Below are 22456 nucleotides of genomic sequence, written 5' to 3'. Positions count from 1 at the left end.
CCTGGTTCTAGCTGGCTTCGGCGGCCGGCGTCGGCTCGTCCGAAAGGAAGATGGCGGACAGCTTGCGGTACTGCCCGGTGGTCATGGCCAGCAGCGCGGCCAGGATCATGACCAGGCCGCCGACCAGGAAGATCAGCGCGATCCCGCGCGCCTGCCCCTGCCCGACCAGCCAGCCGAAGGCGGCGTCGCCCTCGGCGCTTTTCATGAACGGGATGATCAGGTACTGGGCCAGCGGGGCGACCAGGAATGCGGTGATCGGGGCCGCGGAAGCCTCCATCATCTGGGCGAAGCCGAACACGCGGCCCTGCCGCCGGAACGGCACGACCTTCTGGATCACTGTCTGCTCGGCCGCCTCGCAGGCAGGAATCAGGCACATGTACAGCCAGATGCCCGCGATATACAGCCATACCCATTCGCGCACCGTGAAGACCGCGCCCAGGAAGCCCATGCAGGCGACCAGGATCAGCAGCGTGCGGATCGGATTCCTGCCCAAGCCGAACTTCGCCACCAGCGCGCCGCCGACGATGAAGCCGGTCGAGGCCAGACCGAAGGTGATGCCCCAGGCCTCCACCGACATCACGGTCAGCCCGTAGGGATCCATCAGCGCCATGTAGATGCCGCCGATCAGGTTGTTGAACATCGAGAAGATGATCAGCGCCAGTAGCCCCGGGATCGCCATCACCGTGGTGAAGCCCAGCCGCAGGTGCGCGGTCTTCCCGCCCGAAACCTCGGGGTCGGCCTGCGGCTTGTCCTCAGGGATGGAGATGGTGACCAGATGCAGCATCGTCAGCACCACAAGCGCGATGGAGATAACCAGCGTCCAGCCCATGCCCAGCAAGCCGATCGACAGCCCGGAGAACACGCTGGTGACGATGAACGCCAGCCCCTGCACGGTGCCGACCAGGCCGTTGGCGTTCGCGTGCCGTTCCACCGGGATCAGCAGCGTCACCGTGGTGGACAACGCGATGCCCCGCATCTGCTCCACGATGGCGCCGAGCAGGATCACGATGCAGAACAGCCAGAATTCCCAGCCGTCGATGTCCAGGATTCGCTCGGTGGGCAGCCACAGGTAGAGCAGCCCCGCCAGCGTGAACATCACCGCGGTCACGGCGGCGGAAAAGACGAATACGATTTTCTTGCGGTGCTGGTCCACGATGGTGCCGAAAACCATGGAGAACAGCGCAATCAGCAGCATGAAGGCACCGCCGATGATGCCGGTGGCCATGACGTTCTCGGTTTCCAGGTACACCCAGAAGGTCAGCGCGAACCACAGGTAGCTCGTGGTCAGGTTGGCCACGGCGGTATTGATCAGGATATGCAGGAATGAGCGCATTCCATGCTCCGGAACCTGCGGGTTCGAATCATGAACATCGCTTCCCTGCGGGATCTCGCTCATGTCGATTCCTCGGGTCGGTGCAGCGTATATCGGTAGTGAAAAGGATACGGACACCCACCCACAGAGTCAGCAGGCGCTGCGCGAATCCCTGCCTGCTCCAACGGTTGCCGCAACCTGTCTGATCCTGTGCTGACCTGTACGGAAGGAAGCGGCAGTTGGCCGCTGTCGGCGAATTCAGACGCGAAAAAAATTCTTCTGCATGCCGCCGGAGGCAGGACCTAGAATTGCAGGCGGGGCGTGGCGCATCTAAGCCTGCCCCGTGGACATCCACCGGCCACCTGAAGGAGCCAGCCAATGATTTTCGGTAAAAAGGGCGACGACGCGGTCCTCGCCAAGCTCGCCTCGGCACCGGAACCCTACCGCGGGATCGCCGAACGCCTTCACGCCATCATCCGCGAGACCGCGCCCGGCCTGGAGCCCGTTCTCCGCTGGGGCCTGCCGTTCTATGTCAAGGACGGCGAGGACGTCTGCTACATCAAGCCGGACAAGGACTACCTGGTCTTCGGCTTCGGCGAGGTAGCGAACCCCGCCTTCGAACAGGGCGCACACATGCACCCAGTAGCCTGGACGCTCACCTCGCTGGACGATGCCACGGAGCAGCGCATCCGGGAGCTGGTGGCCAAGGCGGCCGGCTAGCTCCGACCCCGATGGCGGGAAGCGTCGGTGGACAGGCACAGGGTCCGCCGCTGCTTGGCTGGACACGGGCCGCGCGTTAGGGTGTGGAATGTGACGCCGGACACCACGGCGCCGCTGCCGCCCATCCGCTGAAGACCCAGGGAGTACACGCATGAAGGCCTATGCCAAGGGCGAGAACGAACCAGCGCTGCTCGATAAGACCATCGGCGCGACGCTTCAGGACACCGCTTCCCGCTTCGGGGCGCGCGAGGCGCTTGTCGACGCCGCCGCCGGCCGGCGCTGGACTTGGGCGGAACTGGACGCCGACGTCAACCGCCTGGCCAAGGGGCTGCTCGCCGCCGGGCTGCACGCGGGGGACCGGCTGGGCATCTGGGCGCCGAACTGCGCCGAATGGGTGCTCACCCAGTTCGCCACCGCCAAGCTCGGCGTCATCCTGGTCAACGTCAACCCGGCCTACCGCACCCACGAATACGCCTATGCCGTGAACCACAGCCGGATGCGCATGCTCATCACGCTCACTCAGTTCAAGACCAGCGACTACCGGGGCATGGTGCAGGCCACCGCGGCCGACACCCCGAGCCTAGAGCGCGTGGTCTACCTGGACACCGGGGACTGGGACGAGCTGCTGGCGCAGGGAGAATCCGTAACGGACCAGGCGCTCGCCGAGCGGCTGGCAGCCACCTCACCGGGGGACGCCATCAACATCCAGTACACCTCCGGCACCACCGGCTACCCCAAGGGTGCGGTGCTCAGCCACCACAACATCCTGAACAACGGCCACCAGGTCACCGGCATGATCGACCTGACCGAAGAAGACCGGCTGTGCATTCCGGTGCCCTTCTACCACTGCTTCGGCATGGTCATGGGAAATCTGGGCTGCGTGGCCCGAGGCACCGCCATGGTCATTCCGGCGCCCGGCTTCGACCCGGAAGCCACCTTGAGGGTGGTCGCCGAGGAGCAGTGCACGGGCCTGTACGGGGTACCCACCATGTTCATCGCCATGCAGAACCATCCGAACTTCGCCGACTACGACCTCTCGCTGCTGCGCACCGGCATCATGGCCGGATCCATCTGCCCGGTTCAGGTCATGCGCCGTTGCGTGGAAGACATGGGCATGAGCGCGGTGTCCATCGCCTACGGCATGACCGAGACCAGCCCCGTCTCCTGCCAGACGCGCAGCGACGACGACTTCGAGCACCGCACCAGCACCATCGGCCGCGTCCATCCGCACGTGGAAATCAAGGTCATCGATCCGGTGAGCGGCGAGACTCTGGAACGCGGCGAAACCGGGGAATACTGCACCCGCGGCTACTCCGTGATGCTCGGCTACTGGGACGACGATGAGAAAACCCGCGCCGCCATCGACGCCGAGGGCTGGATGCACACCGGGGACCTGGCGGTCATGCGCGAGGATGGCTACTGCACCATCGTCGGGCGCATCAAGGACATGGTCATCCGCGGCGGGGAGAACATCTACCCGGCGGAGATCGAGGAATTCCTCTACAAGCACCCGGACATCGAGGACGTCTCGGTCATCGGAGTGCCGGACCCGAAATTCGGCGAGGCCATCTGCGCCTGCATCCGGATGAAAACCGGGCGCGAACCGTTGGATGTCGAGCAGCTTCGCGCCTACTGCGAAGGGCATCTGGCGCACTACAAGATCCCCGCCTACGTGCGCATCCTGGAGGAATTCCCGACCACCGTGACCGGCAAGATCCGCAAGAACCAGTTGCGCGAGGACGCCGCGCAGCAGCTTCGTCTTTCCTAGGCGCGCAAAGCTGCGGATTCCGGGTGCACCGCACGGCGAGTCCTGTACGAACTCCGAGGTGATGGGATAGGTTTTAGCTGGGGTCCCACAGCTGAATATTTTGCCTATTTCCGAAAGATAGTTATGCACAAGCATTTCGGTCGCCTCGTGGGTATCGCCGTCATCGTCATCGTCGTGCTGGCAGCGCTGCTGCTCTGGTGGGTGCTGAGCGCCAGCGGGACGACTCCGCAGATGTGGCACCCGGTCAAGGTGCAGCTCGGCGGCATCTGGTCCACGTTCTACAGCACCCAGTTGCCCGACCTGTCGATCCTCATTGGCGCGGTGCTCATCGCCCTGGTCCTCATCCTGTTCGTCGTGGTCGGCGAACGCGTGGTCACCCTGCGCTACCGCCGCACCCCGATCCAGAAGTCCTCCCGGCCGCTGGCGCCCAAGCGCATCATGGACCGCACCCGCGGCGTGTACGCCGGGCCGGTTACCGTCACCGTGCTGATTCCCGCGCACAATGAGGAAACCTCGCTGGGGCACACCATCAACGCGCTGAAGCAGCAGAGCTTCCTGCCCGCCCGGATCCTGGTGGTCGCGGACAACTGCACCGACGGCACCGTGGACGTCGCCCGAGCGCACGGCGTCGACGTGTTCGAATCCGTGGACAACAAGCACAAGAAGGGTGGCGCGCTGAACCAGGCGCTGGCGCAGATCCTGCCCGGCATGGGCGACAACGACTGCGTCATGGTCATGGATGCCGACAGCCAGATCGGCACCGACTTCCTGGCCACCGCCCGCGACCGCTTCACCGCCGACCGCGCGCTGATGTCCGTGGGCGGGCTGTTCCACGGCGAAGAGGGCCACGGGGTGCTGGGCCAGTTCCAGCGCAACGAATACGCCCGCTACCAGCGCGAGATCGCCCGCCGCGACGGCCGCGTTTTCGTGCTCACCGGGACCGCCTCGGTCTTCCGCGCCACCGCGCTGCGCGAGGTGGCCGCCGCCCGCGGCACCACGATCCCGGGCAAGCATGGCGAGGTCTACGACACCGCGGCGCTGACCGAGGACAATGAGCTGACCATCGCGCTGAAGTCCCTGGGCGCGCTGATCACCTCCCCGAACGAGTGCACCGTGGTCACCGAGCTGATGCCCAACTGGAAGATGCTCTGGGCGCAGCGCCTGCGCTGGCAGCGCGGGGCGCTGGAGAACCTGGGCGCCTACGGCGTCACCCCGCAGACCGTGCGCTACTGGTCGCAGCAGATCGGCATCGGCTACGGGGTCATCGCCCTGTTCAGCTACTTCTTCCTGATGGTGCTGATGCTTGTTTCCATGGACACCTGGGTGTGGTTCCCGTTCTGGATGCTGCTCGGCCTGGTCTTCGCGGTTGAACGCGTGGTCACCGCCTGGAGCGGCGGCTGGAAGGCCCGGCTCCTGGCGGCGCTGGTGCTGCCGGAGCTGGTCTACGACGCCTTCCTGGACCTGGCGTTCCTCAAGGGCGTTTGGGACATCGCATTTGCCAAGAGCGCCGACTGGAAGCACGTCGAGCACGCACCGGCCCGAAAGGAAGCCTAGTCATGATGGAATTAGCGATGCATGTCCCGCGAGGCATACTGCTTCCCGAGTCGGTGCTCTACGCGCAGTGGTTCAGCGTGCTGGCGTCGTTCGTCGCGATCAACACGGTGATCTACCTGATCCTGGGCATCACCAAGATCCTGCCGCCGATCCGCTTCGGCGGCTCCAAGGGGCGCGAGCGGCGCTCAGAAACCCGGAGTATCGATCCCGACGCGCCGGTTTAACTCGCGCATGGCATCTGCAAGCTCCGCGGCGGGCAGGCCCCGGCTGTAGTAGAACCCCTGGGCGTAGCTGAAGCCCAGCCGGTCGACCAGCTCGATGTGCTCCGGGGTCTCGACGCCCTCGGCCAGGGTCCGGGCCCCGGTCTCCCGGGCGGCCTCCAGCAGGTTGGCGACCATGCCGCGTACCTCGGCGGAGGACTCGTAGTTGATGATCATGCTGCGATCCAGCTTCACGATGTCGGGATGCAGGCATTCGATGCGCTCGCGGTTCGCGTAGGCGACGCCCGCGTCGTCGATCAGCAGCAGACAGCCAAGGGTATCGGCGTACTGCCGGGCGCGGCCGGAGCTGCAGGGCTCAGATTCCTCATTCAGCTCCAGCCCCCAGACCAGCCGCCCATCAAGCTTCATCGCGGAAGCGGCGAAGGCCTCGATAGTCGGGCCCGAGGCATTGAGCGTGACCAGGTACTCGTCTGGCAGCCGGCGGCTGGCGTCGAGGATTCCCTTTATGGCCTCCAGCTCCAGCTCGACGATCCGGCCATCGGCGCGGGCTTCGCTGAAATGCTCTTGAGGGCCGCGGCCGTCGTCGAATCGGGTCAGTGCCTCGAAACCCAGTAGAGTTTTGTTTCGAAGATCAATGAGGGGCTGGAAAACGAACTTCACTATTTGCCTAACGGGTGAGGGACCGTACGTTGCGTCTGGCCAAGGTCAGCCGGAGCTTACGCCCGAAGCAGATTTTACACATCCGGCCGATCCGATGCGGTCCGTTTTTGAACAATTTGTAGACAATGGGGTGGCGGGGCTTGGAAAAACAGGTAGAGCGGCGAAGTCAGACGGGTATTTCATGGCGCTCCAGGCTGCTTCCCGCGCGAGTCCGCGCCATCACCAGTATGGAGATCGCGGTGACCGGCATCGTCGCCTGCTTCCTGTCCGTCTTCTACGGCCTGAACCTGTTCAGGACCTTCCCTTCGGAAGCGCTGCAGCTAGTGGCCGTAGGGCGGTTTGCCGGGGCCCTGGGTGTCGTGACGCTGGTGGTGATCCTGCGCGACGCGTTCCCGCTGTGGCTCGCCTACCTCGGCGCCTTGGCGGAACTGACGGCCTTCGTCTACTTTGTGGGCTTCACCGTCGACCACGAGCAGTTCGTCTTCCGGCTCCAGGAGTTCCCGCTGATCGCGCTGTACATGGCGTGGCTCTTCCCTTCGGTGATCTCCCGGATGACCATTTATCCCATCCTCGTCTTCACCCTCACCTATTCGCTGCTGTTCGGCCCGGCGGTGGGCACCGAGCACCAGAACGGCCTGCTTAACGTCCTGAGCCTGGTGTTCTTCACCGTGGTCGGCATGTTTGTCGGCAGCTTCGTGAAACGCAAATTCAAGCAGCAGACGGAAATCGACGTGCTCACCGGCGCCTACAACCGCCGGGCGCTGGGCCGGATGGGCGATGCCGCCCTGGCCCAGGGGCGCCGGCAGAACCAGCCGGTCAGCGTCGCGTTGGTGGACATGGACGGCTTCAAGCAGATCAACGACCAGTTCGGCCACGCGGCCGGCGACGAGGTGCTGCGCGGGCTGGTCCGGCACTTGAAGCGCGCGACCCGCAAGAACGATGTGATCACCCGGCTGGGCGGCGACGAATTCGTGCTCCTGATGCCCCAGACCGGATACGACCAGGCCCAGCAGCTCATGGAACGCGTCCACGAATCCTCCGAGCACAGCTGGAGTTTTGGGGTGGCCACCGCGGAACCGGACGATAACCTGAGCATGGTCATCCTGCGTGCGGACCGCGCCATGTATATCTCCAAGCGCGAGCGGGCGGAGCAGCGCGACTAATCCAGGTTGCCGCTGAGCCGGTCGCGGAACCTGGCGCTGGGCTCGTTCAGCCCGCGGACCTCGACGCTCTTGCCGTAGCCGGCGTACTTGGCGGCTACGGAATCCAGCGCGGCCACGGTCGAGGCGTCCCACACGTGCGAGGCGCTTAGGTCAATCACTACCTGCTGCGGATCCTGCGCGTAGTCGAACTGCGTGTACAGGTCGTTGGACGAGGCGAAAAACAGTTCGCCGGTCACCGTATAGATTGCGGTGTCCCCGTCCACCCTGCGGTCGACCGTCACGAAATGCGCCACTCGGTTGGCAAACAGCACCATCGCCGTGAGGATGCCGGCGCCTACCCCGATGGCCAGGTTGCTGGTCGCCACGGTCAGCACCACGGTGACGAGCATGACGAAGGTTTCGCTCTTGGGCATCATCCGCAGCGTGGAAGGCCGTATGCTGTGCCAGTTGAAAGTCGCGGCGGAGACCACTACCATCACCGCGACGAGCGCGGCCATGGGGATCTGCGCCACCACGTCGCCGAACGCCACGGCCAGCACCAGCATGAACACGCCCGCGAACAGCGTGGAAATGCGCGTGCGCCCGCCGGAAACCTTCACCCCGATCATGGTCTGGCCGATCATCGCACAGCCGCAGATCCCGCCGAAGAAGCCGGTCACCACGTTGGCGGCCCCCTGCGCCCAGGACTCGCGCGTCTTGTTCGACGGCGTGTCGGTGATGTCGTCGACAAGCTTCGCCGTCAGCAGCGACTCCAGCAGGCCGACGAACGCCACCGCCACCGCGAACGGCGCGATGATCCGCAGGGTTTCCATGTCGATCGGGACAGTGGGCAGCGTGAAGACCGGCAGCGACTCGGGCAGTTCGCCCTGGTCGCCCACCGTGGGCACCGTGATCTTCGCGAACACCGTCACCGCCGTGAGCACCGCAATGGCGATCAGCGGCGCCGGAACCGCGTTGGTCAGCTTCGGGAACAGGTACACGATCGCGATCCCGACTGCCACCAGTGGATACACGGCCCACGGCACATCGACCAGCTCGGGCATCTGTGCCAGGAAGATCGAGATGGCCAGGCCGTTCACGAAGCCGATCATCACCTGCCGCGGTATGAACCGCAGCAGCTTGGCCACGCCCAGCGCGGCCAGCAGGATCTGGATGATTCCGGCCAGGATCACGGCCGGGAACAGGTACTCCACGCCGTGGGTCCTCACCAATGGAGCGACCACCAAGGCCACCGCTCCAGCCGCCGCGGTAATCATTGCCGGCCGTCCGCCAGTGAAGGCGATGACAACTGACATGGTGAACGAGGCGAAAATGCCGACCCGCGGATCCACCCCGGCGATCACGGTGAACGCGATGACCTCCGGAATCAGCGCCAGCGAGACCACCAGCCCGGCGAGCAGCTCGGTTTTCAGCAATCGGGGAGACTTGAGGGTTCGCCACACCGACTGCCGTTCTAAGGGGGTCAATGCCGCCGTTGCCATGGTGGACCTGTTCTTTGGCTCGCCGAATTCCGTACCTATGTATTCTAGTTGCCCGGCAGGTTCCAGCACTGCGCTTGGCTGTTAGATTACTGCCATGGCCATATTGAAGGATCCCACCAAACGCACCATCAATATCTGTGAAGCCGCGGGGAAGCAGCGGTACCGCACTAACGCGATCGCACTCAAGGCCGCGCTGAGGCATTCCACGGTAGCTGGCAAGCAGCTGGGCACCTACGCATGCGAACAGTGCAAAGGCTGGCATATCGAAGGCCAGGGCGGTTAAAGAAAAGTTCCCGTTGGGAGGAAATCCAACGGGAACTTCACGATCATCACTCGCACCTTTATGAGGTACTTCAATTCTAGGAATGCACCCTGTGCCGGAGCTTTGGAATTCCGAGCCGCTAGCTAAGCATTTCTGCGGTGTCCACGCAGCTGGCCGGACGTTAAACTCAAAACCCCCACCGAAATCATTTCGTTGGAGGGTTCTCGATCATCACTCGCACCTTTTGAGTTACCTTCACTGCACTTCCGGTTCCTATGCCGGGCCTGGACACCATCTGGAGAATGCCGGCGCATCGGTGATGCGGCGCTCGAAGGTTTCTTAAAAATACTGGCTCCGTTGCCGTGCGCAACGGAGCCAGACTTACATCATCACTCGCACCTTTGAGGAAGGTAACTTCCATTTTAGGGAGCAAGGCTATGCCTCGGCTTTGCCCGAGCCCGGCGCAGGCAAAGAGTCTGCATCAGCCATGGGACGCAGGAAAGTGAAAACTCCCGCCGGCTGAAGCCGGCGGGAGTTTACGATCATCACTCGCACCTCAAGGAGGTGTCTACGACATTACTGCCCGACTCTGTGCAGAAGCTTGGCTCAGCCTCCACGTTGTCAAAAGACGCGTGGTCAGATGGTGGGTAGACTACCAAGCATGGCGCAGAAGGCAACAGGAAAACTCACCCACACGGTGGCGCTGCGTGTTGTCCAAACCATCGCCCCGCGCGTCGACTACCCGCTGAACATCATGGACGAGCGCGGGATCATCATCGCTTCGTCCGACCCTAAACGGTTGGGGAACCCGCATCCGGATGCGCTCAGGGCCCTGTCGGAGAACCGCACAATTGTCACCGCCCAGGCCGACCCGGTGTCCGGGCAGCTGCCGGGCGTCAACGTGCCACTTTATGCGGACGGCGTCGTGCAGGGTGTCGTGGGGGTGACAGGGGCACCGCAGGAGGTTGCGTCGCTGGCCCAGCTGATTTCGCTGACCGTGCAGCTGCTGCTTACCCAGCACGAGGAGCATGTCCGAAGCACGGTGCGCGCCACCCAGATTAGTGACATGCTCTCCGGACTTGTGTCGGGATCCGCGAGCGACGAAGCCTTGGCTGAGCAGCTCGAGCAGCTGGGCTTGAGCGCGCCATGGTCGCTGAGCCTGCTGCTCGACGAGGACGGGCCTGAGCAGTACGAAGCAGCATTGACGATTAACAATGCCCGATGGGTGCTGTCCTCCGGTCCAATCGAGGATCCTGCTTCTGCCCGCGCGATCCTCGGGCCCCCTCGGACACAGCCCAGCGACCTTCTGGTCGACGCCGAGAACCTGCGGACCCTGGGCGCGGTGCCCGCGCTGGTTCCGGCTGCCGGACTTCGCGAGCTCTGGAACGAGGACATGGCGCTGTCGGCGGCCAGAGCACCGGAAGCGTACTGCCGTTCGCTGGCCCGGCGCACGGCCCAGATCAGTGCGGAGCATGCGTTCACGCTGCTGGCGCTGGCCGCCAGTTCGACGCAGTCCGAAGCCATCGCAAGGCTCACGGTCCACCGCAATACGCTGATCCAACGAATGGACCGGATCAAGCAGGTCACCGGCAGCGACCCGCGGGTTCCCGGCGAGCTGATGGCCTTGCTCAGCTCCATCTACGCCCGGGTCCGGCTGGGCGAAATGCACATATTCCAGTATTCGAAGCAGCTGAAGTATGGGCTTCGGCCTATAGGACTTGTGGAGGAATCTCCATAGGGTTAATGCATGACCTCAACACCGAACTCTTCGCCGGCCACTGGGTTGCAAATCGCCGTGGTGCCGGATTCCTTCAAAGGCAGCGCTCGCGCCAGCGAGGTCGCCGAAGCCATCAGGACCGGATTCCTCGCAGGTGCCGGCAGCCTGGGCCGTGAAATCTCCGTGACCGCGGTGCCCTTCGCCGACGGAGGCGAGGGAACCCTGGAAGCGCTGATCGACGCGTGGGGCACCGAACCGGTTCCGGTGCAAACCGCTGATGCCTTAGGCAGACCGGTGCAATCACGGCTGGGGCTGTCTGCCGACGGGAAGATCGCGGTGGTCGAAGCAGCCGAAGCAGCCGGCCTGCCGCAGGTCGCCGATGCGCCGCGCCAGCCGCTGTCGGCCACCACCTACGGGCTCGGCGCGCTGGTATCCAAGGCGCTGGACCTCGGGGCCGAGCAAATCATCCTCTGCCTGGGCGGCTCCGCGACCACCGACGGCGGCACCGGTTTGCTTTCCGCTCTGGGCGCCAAGTTCCTCGACGCCGACGGCAACCAGCTGCAATCGGGAGGCGGCCCGTTGAACGAGCTGCACAGCATCGATGTCAGCGGGCTGGATCCGCGCGCCGCCGGGGTAGTGTGGCAGATCGCTTGCGATGTCACCAACCCGCTATTGGGCGAGAACGGCGCCGCAGCGATCTTCGGGCCGCAAAAGGGTGCTTCCCTGAAGGATGTCGCAACCCTCGACGCCGGGCTGGGCCGGCTGGCCGATGTGCTGGAAACCGCCACCGGCCGGGTGCTGCGCGACCGAGAAGGCATGGGCGCCGCCGGAGGCCTGGCCTTCAGCCTGGGCAGCTACTTCGCGGTCGACCTGGTCCCCGGGTGGGAGCTGGTCGCCCGGGTGCTGGACGCCCACCGCATCATGGGCGGCGCGGATCTGGTCATCACCGGCGAGGGCCGGCTGGACTCGCAGTCCCTGCAGGGCAAGGTGGTATCCGGGGTACTGCAGGCCGCCGGGGGAGACGTTATCGTGATCGCCGGATCGGTCAGCCTGGAAGACCAGGTTTTGGCCGACGCCGGAATCCTCGCGGCCTACTCGATCGCTCCGGGCCCGGCGAGTTTGGCCGAGTTGTCCGCCGACGCGCTGAAGCTGCTGGAGCGCACCGCGTTCAGCGTCGCACGGACCTATCTGCGCTGAAGCGCTCGCTGTCGCTTTGCGCAAAACCCTTGCCACCGTCGAGGACCGATGCCTAGCGTGGGAGGCAGCGCGGCAAGTGCCGCGCCCTTCGTCGGAGAAAGGGCCAGCATGGCAACCGTGAAAGTCGGAGAAGAGAACACCACCGATATCGAGCTGTACTACGAGGACCACGGCTCCGGGCAGCCGGTGGTGCTGATCCACGGCTACCCGCTGGACGGATCCTCCTGGGAGCTGCAGACCGCGGCGCTGCTCGGCGCCGGCTACCGGGTCATCACCTACGACCGCCGCGGCTTCGGCAAGAGCTCCAAGGCGGCCGTCGGCTACGACTACGACACCTTCGCCGCCGACCTGCACACGCTGCTGGAAACGCTTGACGTGAAGGACGCAGTGCTGGTGGGCTTCTCCATGGGCACCGGCGAGGTAGCCCGCTACCTGTCCACCTACGGCTCGGCCCGCGTCGCGAAGGCCGCCTTCCTCGGCTCGCTGGAACCGTTCATCCTGCAGACCGATGACAACCCCGAGGGTGTGCCGCAGGATGCGCTGGACCCGATGGCCGAGGCCGCCAAAACCGACCGCTACGCGTTCTTCAGCAGCTTCTTCGAGAACTTCTTCAACACCGAGACCTTCCTGGGCAACCGGCTGAGCGAAGAGGCGCTGGCCGCGAACAAGGCCCTGGCCTATGCCGCCTCGCCCTACGCCTCGGTCGCGGCCCAGTACACCTGGACCACCGACTTCCGCGCCGACATCCCGAAGATCGACGTGCCCGCGCTGATCGTGCACGGCACCGCCGACCGGATCCTGCCCGTGGACGTCACCGGCCGGCGCTTCGCCGAGGCGCTGCCCGCCGCCGAGTACCACGAGGTGGATGGCGCCCCGCACGGGCTGTTGTGGACCCACGCCAAGGAGGTCAACGACCTGCTGCTCGGCTTCCTCTCCCGCTAGCAGCAAGGCCCGCCGGGCCCGGGCACTGCGTGCGCCAATATGACGTCGTGCGACGGCTGGATGCTGCCGCGCGCCTTCGCGATCTGGGCCCGGCGCGGGTTCCAAACTCCCAATATGACGCAGTTTTGCGGTGCGTTCCGCCGCGTGACGGGGCGGTTCCCTCAGGCTTCGGCGGCGTGCTTGAATCGGTGCACACCATCCAGAGCGGCTGAGAGACCTGGCTCCGCGACGCCGCAGCAAGCCTGTAATCCGCAGGGAGTGCTAACGCCAGGTTCGATGGAGCCCGGGCCGCGTCCCGGTATCCCTCGGAAGTCCAATTCCAAGGAGCCCGATCATGACCGTCACCGCATTGCCCCGCGTCCCGTACACCGGCACCGCCAGCGAGGCCGAACTGGAGCGCTGGCGCGCCGTCGCCCGCCAGGTTGCCGGCACCCTGGCCGCCGACGCGCTGGCCCGCGACCGCGCCAACAAGCAGCCCTTCGCCGAGGTGCAGCTGCTGCGCGAGGCAGGGTTGCTGGAGCTGCTGGTCCCGGCCGAGTTCGGCGGCGCCGGCGGGCACTTCGAGACTGCCTTCGAGGTCATCCGCATCCTGGCCGCCGCCGACGGGTCGATCTCCCAGCTGCTGGCCTACCACTACATCAACCAGTCGGGCATCGCCTTCTACGCCCCGGCCGAGGCGCAGGCCGACTGGTGGCGGCGCACCGTGGAGGGAAGCTGGCTGTGGGGCGACTCGGTCAACCCGGTGGACCCGAACCTGGTGCTGACCCGCGAGGGCGATGGCTACCGGCTGAACGGGGCCAAGCGCTTCTCCACCGGCTCCGGGGTGGGCGAGGTCATCGTCGTCAACGCGGAGGTCGAAGGCAGCGGCGAGCTGCTGGCCTTCGTGGTCCCGCGCGAGGCCGAAGGACTGCGCATCGTCGACGACTGGGACTATCTGGGCCAGCGGCTGAGCGCCTCGAACTCGCTGGTGTACCGCAACGTGCGCATCGAGCCGTCCGACGTGCTGGGCCCGGTCACCGACGAGCCGGTGGCCACCCTGCTCACCCCGGGCATCCAGCTGGCCTTCGCGAACTTCTACCTGGGCATCGCGGAGGGCGCGCTGGCGCGGGGCCGGCAGATCCTGCTGGGGCGCACCAACGCCTGGTTCCTCTCGCAGGCCGAAACCTATTCGCAGGACGTCGTCTTCCAGCGCACCGTGGGGGAGCTGAAGGCCCGCACTGCCGCGGTGGCCGCGCTGGCGGAGAAGCTGGGCCGCCGCTTCGATCAGGTGCTGGGCGGGGCAGTCAGCCAGCCGCAGCGCGCCGAGTTGGCGGTGGCGATCGCGGAGCTGAAGGTCGTGGCCAGCGAGGCCGGCGTGGACGTCGCCAACCGCATCTTCGAGGTCACCGGATCCTCCTCCACCAAGAGCGACGTCGGGCTTGACCTGTTCTGGCGCAACGTGCGCACGCACTCGCTGCACGACCCGGTGGACTACAAGAAGATCGAGGTCGGCGCCTACTTCCTGCGCGGCGAATCGCAGCCGCTCTCGCTGTACACCTAGACACTGGACGCCTACGCCACCCTGCCTGCAACACCGATTGGAACACCAGATGATCGCCCTGTCCACATCCCGCCTGGCGGGGCTGCGCGAACGCTTCGCCCCGCACTTCCAGGCCATCGCCGACGGCGCCGCCGACCGCGACCGCACCGGCGAACTGCCCTACCGCGAGGTCGCCGACCTCGCCGCCGCCGGTTTCGGCGCGATCCGCGTCCCGGAATCCCACGGCGGCGCCGGCGCCACCTTGCCCGAGCTGTTCGAACTGCTCACCGACCTGGCCGCCGCCGACTCCAACATCGCCCAGGCGCTGCGCGCGCACTTCGCGTTCGTGGAGGACCGGCTGGTCGCCGCCCCGGGCCCGGGGCGCGATACCTGGCTGGCCCGCTTCGCCTCAGGCGAGCTGGTCGGCAACTCCTGGACGGAGGTCGGACCGGTGACAGTGGGCGAGGTGATCACCAAGGTCAGCCCGGACGGTTCCGGCGGCTTCACGATCACCGGCGCCAAGTACTACTCCACCGGATCGATCTTCGCCGACTGGCTGGACACCTACGCGCAGCGCACCGACACCGGAACCCGCGTCATCGCCGCGGTCTCCCGGCACCAGCCGGGCGTGGAGCTGGCCGAGGACTGGGACGGCTTCGGCCAGCGCACCACCGGCACCGGCACCTCCACCTTCACCGGCGCGGCGGTGGAGGAGCTGATCGAGTTCGACACCCGCTTCAAGTACCAGACCGCGTTCTACCAGCAGGTGCTGCTGGCGGTGCTCGCCGGCTCCGCCAAGGCCGCCGAACGCGAGTTCGCCGCGCAGCTGGCGGCCCGCAAGCGCACCTTCAGCCACGCCGCGGCCAACATCGCCGGGCAGGATCCGCAGCTGCTGCAGGTCATCGGCGAGGTCTCCGCGGCCGCCTTCGCCGCCGCGGCCACCGTGGAACGCGTCTCCCACGCCCTGCAGGGCGCCTACGAGTCGGCGATCTCGCTGCACTCCGGCGGCTCGATCCAGGAGGACGAGGCCGCCAACGACGCGGCCGAGCTCGCCTCCGCCCAGGGTCAGGTGGTGCTGACCCCGCTGGTGCTCACCGCGCTCACCCACGCCTTCGACGCGCTGGCCGCCTCCGCCACCAGCGTGTCCAAGAACCTCGACCGCCACTGGCGCAACGCCCGCACCGCCGGCAACCACAACCCGTGGGTGTTCAAGGCGCGGCTGATCGGCGACCTCGCGGTCAACGGCACGCAGCTGCCGCGCGTCTGGGCAATCGGCGCCTCGAAGTAATCCACAATCCGCAGCTGCGGCGGCCCGCCCTCCCGGCGCCCGCCGCACGCTGGGGACATGCAGACCTCCACAAGCACCGAAGCGGTCGGGAAACTGGCCGAGGCCCGCAGCCTCATCGCCGCGGCCTGGGCGGACGTGGCCGACGCGGACCTCCCCGCCGGCCACGCCGCCTACTTCGCGCTGCTTGTCGAACAGCTGGGCCAGGAGTTCGCCCGCGCCCAGCTCTTCGCCGCCGACCTGCTGCGCCGCACCGGCGCCCACCAGCTGGACGCCGACTCCTTTCAGGCCATCGCCGACGCCGGCGAGCACCCCTCCGCCGAGGACCTCGCCCGCGCTGCCGGGCGCACCACCATGGGCCGCACCCCCTACAAGAACACCGCCGGGCTGCTGCACAACTGGCTGGGCATCCCGCTGGGCACCGCCCGCGACCGCCTGGCCCAGACCGACTGCCTCATCGCCCAGGTCACCACCGCCGGGCACCGCGCCGCGCCGCTGCTGCCCCAGTTGGCCGCCGAATTCACCGCCCCGCGCTCCGACCCGCGTCTGGTGCTTTCCGCCTCCCGGCTGATCCACGGCGCCCAGAAGGACTTCGGGCCCGGCCCCGCCGGGCAGAAAGCGCGCGCCAACATCCAGGCGGAGGCCGTCGCGCTGATCCGCGAACAGCCCGCAACCGCCCGCAAGCACGTCGCCGACCTGATCCACCAGCTCAAGTCCGGCAAGCGGCCGCTGGGCGCGCTGCTCTCCGAGATCGGCCTGTTCAAGCTCGGCCGCCGCAAGGGGCTGGAACACTACCTGCTGCGGGTGCTGCCCTCGCAGGCCGAGGTGGTCGAGGCGCACCTGCGCAAGGTGGACAACCCCAAAACCGAGACCGGCAACCGCGAAGAACTCCACCGCCAGGCCTCCGCGGACCTGGCCGCCGAAAACGGCGACCCCGCCCCGCCGGACTGGGACGATTCCGAGACCATGCCGGATTGGGCGCAGGACCCCAAGGAAGCCGACGACGCGGCCGCTGAAGAGCCGGACCACGAAGATCTGGATACAGACCGCACTGATCATGAAGGCTTCGACGTCGACAGAGAACCCGCCGAGGACATACCGCCGGCAGACCCTGAAGCCGCCGAGCTGCTGGTTCCCTTCGAGGACATGCGGCCCGAACTGCGCCACCTGATGGGCCTGCTTGCGACGCTGAGATCCGCCAGAACGGGCAAGCGCCAACGCTCCGCCACCGAGGTCGGCATCATCATCGACTACGACAAGATGGTCGAAACGGGGCAGGACTTCGCGGTGACCATCACGGGCAAACCGATTTCCGCGGGCGAGGCCAGGGCCGCGGTCTGCAATGCCGGCATCTACCCGGTGGTCCTGAACGGACGCGACCGGATCCTCAACCTCGGCCGGTCGCAGCGGCTGTTTTCCAAGAGTCAGGCCAAGGCCCTGCGCACCGCGCGACGCGGCTGCGCCTTCCCAGGGTGCACCATGCCCGCCGAACGCTGCGAACTCGACCATCTGGACGCATGGGAAAAGGGAGGCCGGACGGACATCGACCGCAGCGACCTCTACTGCACGGTGCACCACATCGGGCGCCACTGCGGCTTGTTCCATGCAGTCAAGGTCGAAGGCAGCAGGCCCATGGTGCTGCTGCCCAAGAGCGTGGACCCCGAGCAGCGGCTTCACATCAACACGCACTTCCTCACTCCTGCCGAGTCGAAACGCGCCTTGGCCTGGGCCGCCGAAGCGACCCAGCTCTGGAAATCCGGAAAGCTGAAAGTGACCATCGCCGAGGCCTGAGCGCATCTCGGGCGATCGAAACTGCGAGCCGTAAAATCGTCGGGTTCAAAGGTTGTTTTCGGGCGTACAGTGAAAGAACGGGTATTCGGTTTTTCACATCAAAGGAGATGTCCAGCCATGCAAGCTGACGTCAAATTCAAAATGCCGTTTAACTTCGTCCAGGTGTTGATCGCCGCCTTTGGCGCCATGGCCCTGAGCATGCTCACGTTCTTCATCGCGGAGGCCGCCGGGGCATCCATGAAATTCTCCGACGGGATGTTCCGAAACCTCGATTTCATCCACATCATCCGGTTCACCGTGCCTCCGATCGTGGTGCTCGGCTTCCTGACCTTCCTCATCGCACGCGGCCGTCCGGGCTTCTGCCGCGTCGCCCAGGTGATCGGGCTTGCCCTGCTGCTCCTCTCGGCCGTGACGCAACTGTTCTTCGCCGAAGACGCAGGAAGCGCGGTTGCGGTCGCCATCATGCACGTGATCGTCGGCGCCAGCTGGTACATCGCGGTGAACAACTCCAACAAGAGGGCCAACGAGCGAGCCATGGCAGGGTGATTGGGCTTGGCACGTTCTGGGGGCGTGCCAACTCGCGGATAGCTGGTGCGGGCCGGGTGTTGCGGAAGTCACCCGGCCCAAGTGTTTTGGCTGGATATGTTCGACTATAGAATCGTTGAGAACTGTCAACGATATTTTTAGGGAACGCCAATGGCCCCGCAGGGAACCCCAAACAGCCCATTCAATTTCATCCAGGTAGCGATCGCCGCGCTCGGCGCAGGGTACCTCAACGTCATCATCTTCTTCATCGGCGGCTCGGCCGGAGCCTCCATGCAGATCGGTGAAACTTCGCACGATGTCGTGCACTTCGCCCAGGTTCTGGGTTACACCTGGGCTTCGGTGATTGTCCTTGGCTTCGTGGTGTTCCTGCTCGGCCGCGCCAAGAAGGGCATCACCAAGGTGGCCCAGTGGATCGGCCTGATCATCGCCGTGGCGTCGATCGCCTTCCCGATCATGAATTCCGCCGACGCCGCCACCGCCATCACCCTGAGCCTCATCCACATCATGACCGGTGTGGCGTGGTTCTTCGCCGTGCACTACGGAAACAAGAAGCTGCATACCGAAGCGCAGGCACTCGCCATCGCCTAGCGACAGGTTGAAACTATCGGCATCGGAGGTCTTCTCCGGTGCCGATTTTGCATCCCGGGGCGACTACGGCTGGCGGTGGACCAGATGGATCAGCATCGCGATGATCTTGTGCAGGACCACGATGGAGAAGATTCCGGCCAGTAGGAAAAGGCCGATGCCCGACATGGAGGCCACCGTCAGCCCCCATGAGTTGATGGTGATTGCACCGTTCAGCGTCAAGTAGGCGTTGGTACTGTTGGATGCAATGCCCAGAGCCCAGAGGATGATGGCGAACCAGAAAAAGACCAGGGTGTCGTAGCCGGGTTTGCGACTGGAAGAGGCGAACTACCTTTGAGCGTTCGAAGCGCATGGCCTGTCCAGGCGGCACATTATCAACGCTAGGCGCAGGCGCCATGGGCCGCCAAACGCTCAGCGGTCGGTGTCGGAGGCCAGCACGGTGCCCGCTTGCCCGGTGTGCTTAACAGGCCGTCACTTTTCACCTTCCACGATGGCCCGGGCCTGGCGCAGCAACGGCTCGTCGACCATCTGCCCTTCAAACGTGAAGGCGCCGGCGTTCCCTTCGGCGGCGGCCAGCAGCCGCCGCGCCCGATCCAGCTGTTCCGCGGAGGGAGCGAAGGCCTCGCGGATGACCTGCATCTGGCTGGGGTGGATGCTGGCCTTGGCGGTGAAGCCGCTGGCAGCGGCGTCGGCGGCCTCGACCCGCAGCCCGTCCAGGTCCGCGATGTCCAGGTAGACCGAGTCGATGGATCCCTTGCCGTGCGCTGCGGCCTGCAGCAGCACCTGCGCGCGGGCGAAGCGGGAGACGTCCCGGTAGCTGCCGTCGGGGTGGCGCGATGAGGTGCCGCCCAGCGAGGCGGTCAGGTCCTCGGCGCCCCACATGAGCGCGGAGACGTTGGCGGCCGCCGCAATCTGCGCGGCGGCGTTGATGCCGCGGGCGGTTTCGCACAGCGCGATGACCTCGAAGGGATCCAGCTTCAGCACCTGCTCGGCGGATTCGCACTTGGGCAGCATGATCCGGGTGTACCCGGCCTGCTTGACCGCGCGCAGATCGGCGACGATGTAGTTGGTGTCGAACGGGTTCACGCGCACGATGGTGCGTTCGGGGTCCAGCGAGCTCTCAAGCACCGCCTGCCGGGCGGACTCCTTGTGCTCCGGGGCGACGGCGTCCTCCAGGTCCAGGATGACGGTGTCGGCGCGGTCGGCGGCCTTGGCGTAGCGGTCGGGCCGGTCGGCCGGGCAGAACAGGATCGCAGGTCCGAGTTTCATTGCTCCTCCTTGTTCAGTGCCGCCTCGTGGGCGGCCTTGGTCCACATCAGGCAGGTACGGGTGGCGGTCGCGACAACCACCCCGTCCTGGTTGCGCCCGGTGTGCCGCATGGTGGCGATGCCCTGGCCGGGGCGGGATTTCGAGGGGCGGACCTCGACGATTTCGGTTTCGGTGTACAGGGTGTCCCCGTGGAACACCGGGTGGGGGAAGCTGACCGCGTCCAGCCCCAGCTGGCCGATGATGGTGCCCTCGGTCAGCTGCGGCACCGACTGGCCGATCATGGTGCCCAGCGTGAACAGCGAGTTGACCAGCGGCTTGCCGAAGGGCTGCGTGGCAGCCCAGGCAGCGTCCAGATGCAGCCCCTGGTTGTTCATGGTCAGCGTCGTGAACAGCACGTTGTCCGACTCGGTGATCGTGCGGCCGGGCCGGTGCTCGTAGAGCTCGCCCACGTTCAGTTCGTCCAGGTACAGCCCGCGCTGCACGATGCGGTTAGCCATTTTCGTCCTTTCGCGTATGCTCATCATCGGCGCTCGGCTCGATGGTGGCAAGGGTCTGCTTGGTGGTGACCAGGTCGCCGGGCTTCAGCGCGGGCATGCGCACGATCCCGTCGGCCGGCGAGGCCAGCTGGTGCTCCATCTTCATCGCCTCCACGATCAGCAGCACCTGCCCGGCGGCGACCGCGTCGCCGTCGGCCGCCTTCACCGCGATCACGGTGCCGGGCATGGGGGAGGTGACATGCGGGCAGACGGTCGCGTCGGCTTGGGCCTGGCGGATCTGCTCGCGCCGGCCCAGGCGGCGCACCGCGGTGCTCCAGCCCTCGGAACCCAGCCAGAGGGTGTCGCCCTCGCGCGCCCAGGAGATGTCGGCCAGCTGCCCGTCCAGCTGCACGCCGTTGGGGGTGTCGAGCAGCTCGTGGGCCTCGCCGTCCACCACCGCTGTGCCGGCGGACAGCGACACCTCGTGCACCCGGTCCCCGGCCTCCAGCTGCATCCGCCGCGGTGCCGGGGCGCCGGGCCGCCAGCCGTCGGCCGCCCAGGGGCCGGTGCCGGGCGCCGGGCTGAGCAGGTGCGCGGCGAGCGCGAGCTGCGCCGGACCGGGCCGGCGGAACTCGAAGCTGCGGCGCTCGATCAGCGTGGTGTCCAGCTTGCCGGCGACGACGTCGGGGTCGGCCAGCAGCAGGCGCAGGTACTCGATGTTGGTTTTCACGCCCAGCACCACGGTGTGCGCCAGCGCCCGGTCCAGGGCGCGCAGCGCGGCGGCGCGGTCGGGCCCGTCGGCGATCACCTTGGCGAGCATCGGGTCGTAGTGCGGGCTGATCTGCTGGCCCTCGCGCAGCGCGGCGTCCACGCGCACGGCGCCGGGCAGCCGCAGCTTTTCCACGGTGCCGACGGAGGGCAGGAACCCGGCGGCCGGGTCCTCCGCGTAGAGCCGCGCCTCGATCGCGTGCCCCTGCAGGCCGACCTCCTCCTGGTTGAAGTCCAGCCGCTGGCCGGCGGCGATGCGCACCTGCCAGGCGACCAGGTCCAGCTTCTGCCCGCGCACGCGCACCACCTGCTCGGTGACCGGGTGCTCGACCTGCAGCCGGGTGTTCATCTCCATGAAGTAGAACTCGTCCGGGTTCGCGTCGCTGAGCAGGAACTCGACGGTGCCGGCCCCGACGTAGCCCACCGAGGCGGCGGCCGCGACCGCCGCGGCGCCCAGCTTCTGCCGCAGCCCGGGGCCAACCAGCGGGGAGGGCGCCTCCTCGATGACCTTCTGGTGCCGGCGCTGCAGCGAGCATTCGCGTTCGCCCAGGTGCAGGACGGTGCCGTGGGCGTCGGCCAGGACCTGCACCTCGATGTGCCGGGGGCTGGGGACCAGGCGCTCCAGGAACAGGGTGTCGTCGCCGAACGCCGAGGCAGCGGTGCGCCGGGCGCTGGCCAGCGCCTCGGGCAGGGCCTCGGGGGAGTGGACCGCCACCATGCCCTTGCCGCCGCCGCCGGCCGAGGGCTTGATCAGCAGCGGGTAGCCGACGCCCGCCGCGGCGGCGGACAGCGCGGCGTCGTCGAGCCCGGGTTCGGCGATGCCCGGGGTGGTCGGCACCCGGTGGGCGGCGACGTGGTTCTTCGCGCGGATCTTGTCGCCCATCAGGTTGATGGCGTGAACCGGCGGGCCGATGAAGGTGATGCCGGCGGCCTCAAGGGCGCGGGCGAAGTCCACGTTCTCCGAGAGGAAGCCGTAGCCCGGGTGCACCGCCTGCGCGCCCACGGCCCGGCAGGCGGACAGGATCGCGTCGATGTCGAGGTAGCTCTGGGCGGCCGGGGCGGGGCCCAAGCGCACCGCCACGTCGGCGGCCGCCACGTGCGGGGAGCCGGCATCGGCGTCGGAGTAGACGGCGGCCGAGCGGATGCCCAGCGCGCGCAGGGTGCGGATCACGCGCACGGCGATCTCCCCGCGGTTGGCGACAAGTACTGTGTTGAACATG

Annotated in this window: 21 protein-coding genes and 1 riboswitch; of the genes, 14 read left to right on the top strand and 7 right to left on the bottom strand. The window is 66.6% G+C overall.

Annotated elements, in window-relative coordinates:
- Positions 1-7: 7 nt before the first annotated feature.
- A complete protein-coding gene (locus C1H84_RS17235) occupies positions 8-1396 on the bottom strand; it encodes an MFS transporter (protein ID WP_425323575.1) in 1389 nt (462 codons plus the stop codon).
- A 294-nt stretch (positions 1397-1690) separates the two neighbouring features.
- On the opposite strand from C1H84_RS17235, the gene C1H84_RS17230 reads away from it, so the two are divergent.
- The 4 genes from C1H84_RS17230 (at position 1691) to C1H84_RS17215 (ending at position 5578) form a co-directional block, all read left to right on the top strand.
- The gene (locus C1H84_RS17230; RefSeq protein WP_244910939.1) at positions 1691-2032 is read left to right on the top strand and encodes a DUF1801 domain-containing protein; all 342 of its coding nucleotides are present in this window, start codon (positions 1691-1693) and stop codon (positions 2030-2032) included.
- A 151-nt stretch (positions 2033-2183) separates the two neighbouring features.
- Positions 2184-3800, top strand: coding sequence for an AMP-binding protein (locus C1H84_RS17225; RefSeq protein ID WP_113608116.1), 1617 nt, complete (start codon positions 2184-2186; stop codon positions 3798-3800).
- Positions 3801-3923: 123 nt separating this feature from the next.
- A complete protein-coding gene (locus C1H84_RS17220; protein WP_047120383.1) occupies positions 3924-5354 on the top strand; it encodes a glycosyltransferase family 2 protein in 1431 nt (476 codons plus the stop codon).
- Positions 5355-5356: 2 nt separating this feature from the next.
- Complete coding sequence (locus C1H84_RS17215) at positions 5357-5578, top strand: hypothetical protein (protein WP_244910938.1); 222 nt, start codon at positions 5357-5359, stop codon at positions 5576-5578.
- Here C1H84_RS17215 and C1H84_RS17210 read toward each other — a convergent pair.
- On the bottom strand, positions 5540-6235 hold the full coding sequence (locus C1H84_RS17210) for an EAL domain-containing protein (RefSeq protein ID WP_181728195.1): 696 nt from the start codon (positions 6233-6235) through the stop codon (positions 5540-5542). The genes C1H84_RS17215 and C1H84_RS17210 overlap by 39 nt on opposite strands.
- A 140-nt stretch (positions 6236-6375) precedes the next feature.
- Between C1H84_RS17210 and C1H84_RS17205 the strand changes: the two genes are divergently transcribed.
- Positions 6376-7398: a GGDEF domain-containing protein gene (locus C1H84_RS17205; RefSeq protein WP_181728194.1), complete on the top strand. Its 1023-nt coding sequence runs from the start codon at positions 6376-6378 to the stop codon at positions 7396-7398.
- On the opposite strand, the gene C1H84_RS17200 is transcribed toward C1H84_RS17205, so the two are convergent.
- Complete coding sequence (locus C1H84_RS17200) at positions 7395-8879, bottom strand: SulP family inorganic anion transporter (protein ID WP_053799046.1); 1485 nt, start codon at positions 8877-8879, stop codon at positions 7395-7397. The two genes, C1H84_RS17205 and C1H84_RS17200, sit on opposite strands and share 4 nt — an antisense overlap.
- 94 nt (positions 8880-8973) lie before the next feature.
- Here C1H84_RS17200 and C1H84_RS17195 point away from each other — a divergent pair, with 94 nt between their 5' ends.
- From C1H84_RS17195 to C1H84_RS17155, 9 genes are all read left to right on the top strand, one after another.
- Complete coding sequence (locus tag C1H84_RS17195; protein ID WP_047120380.1) at positions 8974-9162, top strand: hypothetical protein; 189 nt, start codon at positions 8974-8976, stop codon at positions 9160-9162.
- A gap of 640 nt (positions 9163-9802) precedes the next feature.
- Positions 9803-10879, top strand: coding sequence for a sugar diacid recognition domain-containing protein (locus tag C1H84_RS17190; RefSeq protein ID WP_181728193.1), 1077 nt, complete (start codon positions 9803-9805; stop codon positions 10877-10879).
- 9 nt (positions 10880-10888) lie between these two features.
- On the top strand, positions 10889-12055 hold the full coding sequence (locus C1H84_RS17185; RefSeq protein WP_047120378.1) for a glycerate kinase: 1167 nt from the start codon (positions 10889-10891) through the stop codon (positions 12053-12055).
- 108 nt (positions 12056-12163) lie between these two features.
- Positions 12164-12997 (top strand): alpha/beta fold hydrolase, encoded by an 834-nt coding sequence (locus C1H84_RS17180; protein WP_113608112.1) that lies wholly within the window; start codon positions 12164-12166, stop codon positions 12995-12997.
- Positions 12998-13189: 192 nt separating this feature from the next.
- Positions 13190-13280, top strand: a riboswitch (SAM riboswitch).
- Between the two features lie 51 nt (positions 13281-13331).
- Entirely contained in the window at positions 13332-14537 is a 1206-nt protein-coding gene (locus C1H84_RS17175; RefSeq protein ID WP_181728192.1) for an acyl-CoA dehydrogenase family protein, read from the top strand.
- A 49-nt stretch (positions 14538-14586) separates the two neighbouring features.
- Positions 14587-15804 carry an acyl-CoA dehydrogenase family protein gene (locus C1H84_RS17170; RefSeq protein WP_113608111.1) on the top strand — a complete coding sequence of 406 codons (1218 nt, stop codon included), beginning with the start codon at positions 14587-14589 and terminating at the stop codon, positions 15802-15804.
- Positions 15805-15861: 57 nt separating this feature from the next.
- Positions 15862-17592, top strand: coding sequence for an HNH endonuclease signature motif containing protein (locus C1H84_RS17165; RefSeq protein WP_113608110.1), 1731 nt, complete (start codon positions 15862-15864; stop codon positions 17590-17592).
- A gap of 117 nt (positions 17593-17709) precedes the next feature.
- Complete coding sequence (locus C1H84_RS17160) at positions 17710-18138, top strand: DUF6069 family protein (protein WP_113608109.1); 429 nt, start codon at positions 17710-17712, stop codon at positions 18136-18138.
- Positions 18139-18288: 150 nt separating this feature from the next.
- Positions 18289-18726 carry a DUF6069 family protein gene (locus C1H84_RS17155; RefSeq protein ID WP_113608108.1) on the top strand — a complete coding sequence of 146 codons (438 nt, stop codon included), beginning with the start codon at positions 18289-18291 and terminating at the stop codon, positions 18724-18726.
- Between the two features lie 63 nt (positions 18727-18789).
- Here the strand turns inward: C1H84_RS17155 and C1H84_RS18355 are convergent, their stop codons facing one another.
- The 4 genes from C1H84_RS18355 to C1H84_RS17140 form a co-directional block, all read right to left on the bottom strand.
- A complete protein-coding gene (locus C1H84_RS18355; protein ID WP_181728191.1) occupies positions 18790-18945 on the bottom strand; it encodes a hypothetical protein in 156 nt (51 codons plus the stop codon).
- 249 nt (positions 18946-19194) lie between these two features.
- Entirely contained in the window at positions 19195-19992 is a 798-nt protein-coding gene (locus tag C1H84_RS17150) for an HpcH/HpaI aldolase/citrate lyase family protein (protein WP_113608107.1), read from the bottom strand.
- The gene (locus tag C1H84_RS17145) at positions 19989-20489 is read right to left on the bottom strand and encodes a MaoC family dehydratase (protein WP_113608106.1); all 501 of its coding nucleotides are present in this window, start codon (positions 20487-20489) and stop codon (positions 19989-19991) included. The genes C1H84_RS17150 and C1H84_RS17145 overlap by 4 nt, the downstream gene beginning before the upstream one ends.
- Positions 20482-22455: an acetyl-CoA carboxylase biotin carboxylase subunit gene (locus C1H84_RS17140; RefSeq protein WP_113608105.1), complete on the bottom strand. Its 1974-nt coding sequence runs from the start codon at positions 22453-22455 to the stop codon at positions 20482-20484. The genes C1H84_RS17145 and C1H84_RS17140 overlap by 8 nt, the downstream gene beginning before the upstream one ends.
- Position 22456: the final 1 nt, after the last annotated feature.

Source organism: Glutamicibacter soli, from assembly GCF_003309065.1.
Classification (GTDB): domain Bacteria; phylum Actinomycetota; class Actinomycetes; order Actinomycetales; family Micrococcaceae; genus Glutamicibacter; species Glutamicibacter soli.
Note: the sequence above shows the minus strand (reverse complement) of the source record. Positions and strands in the feature narration are given on the sequence as shown.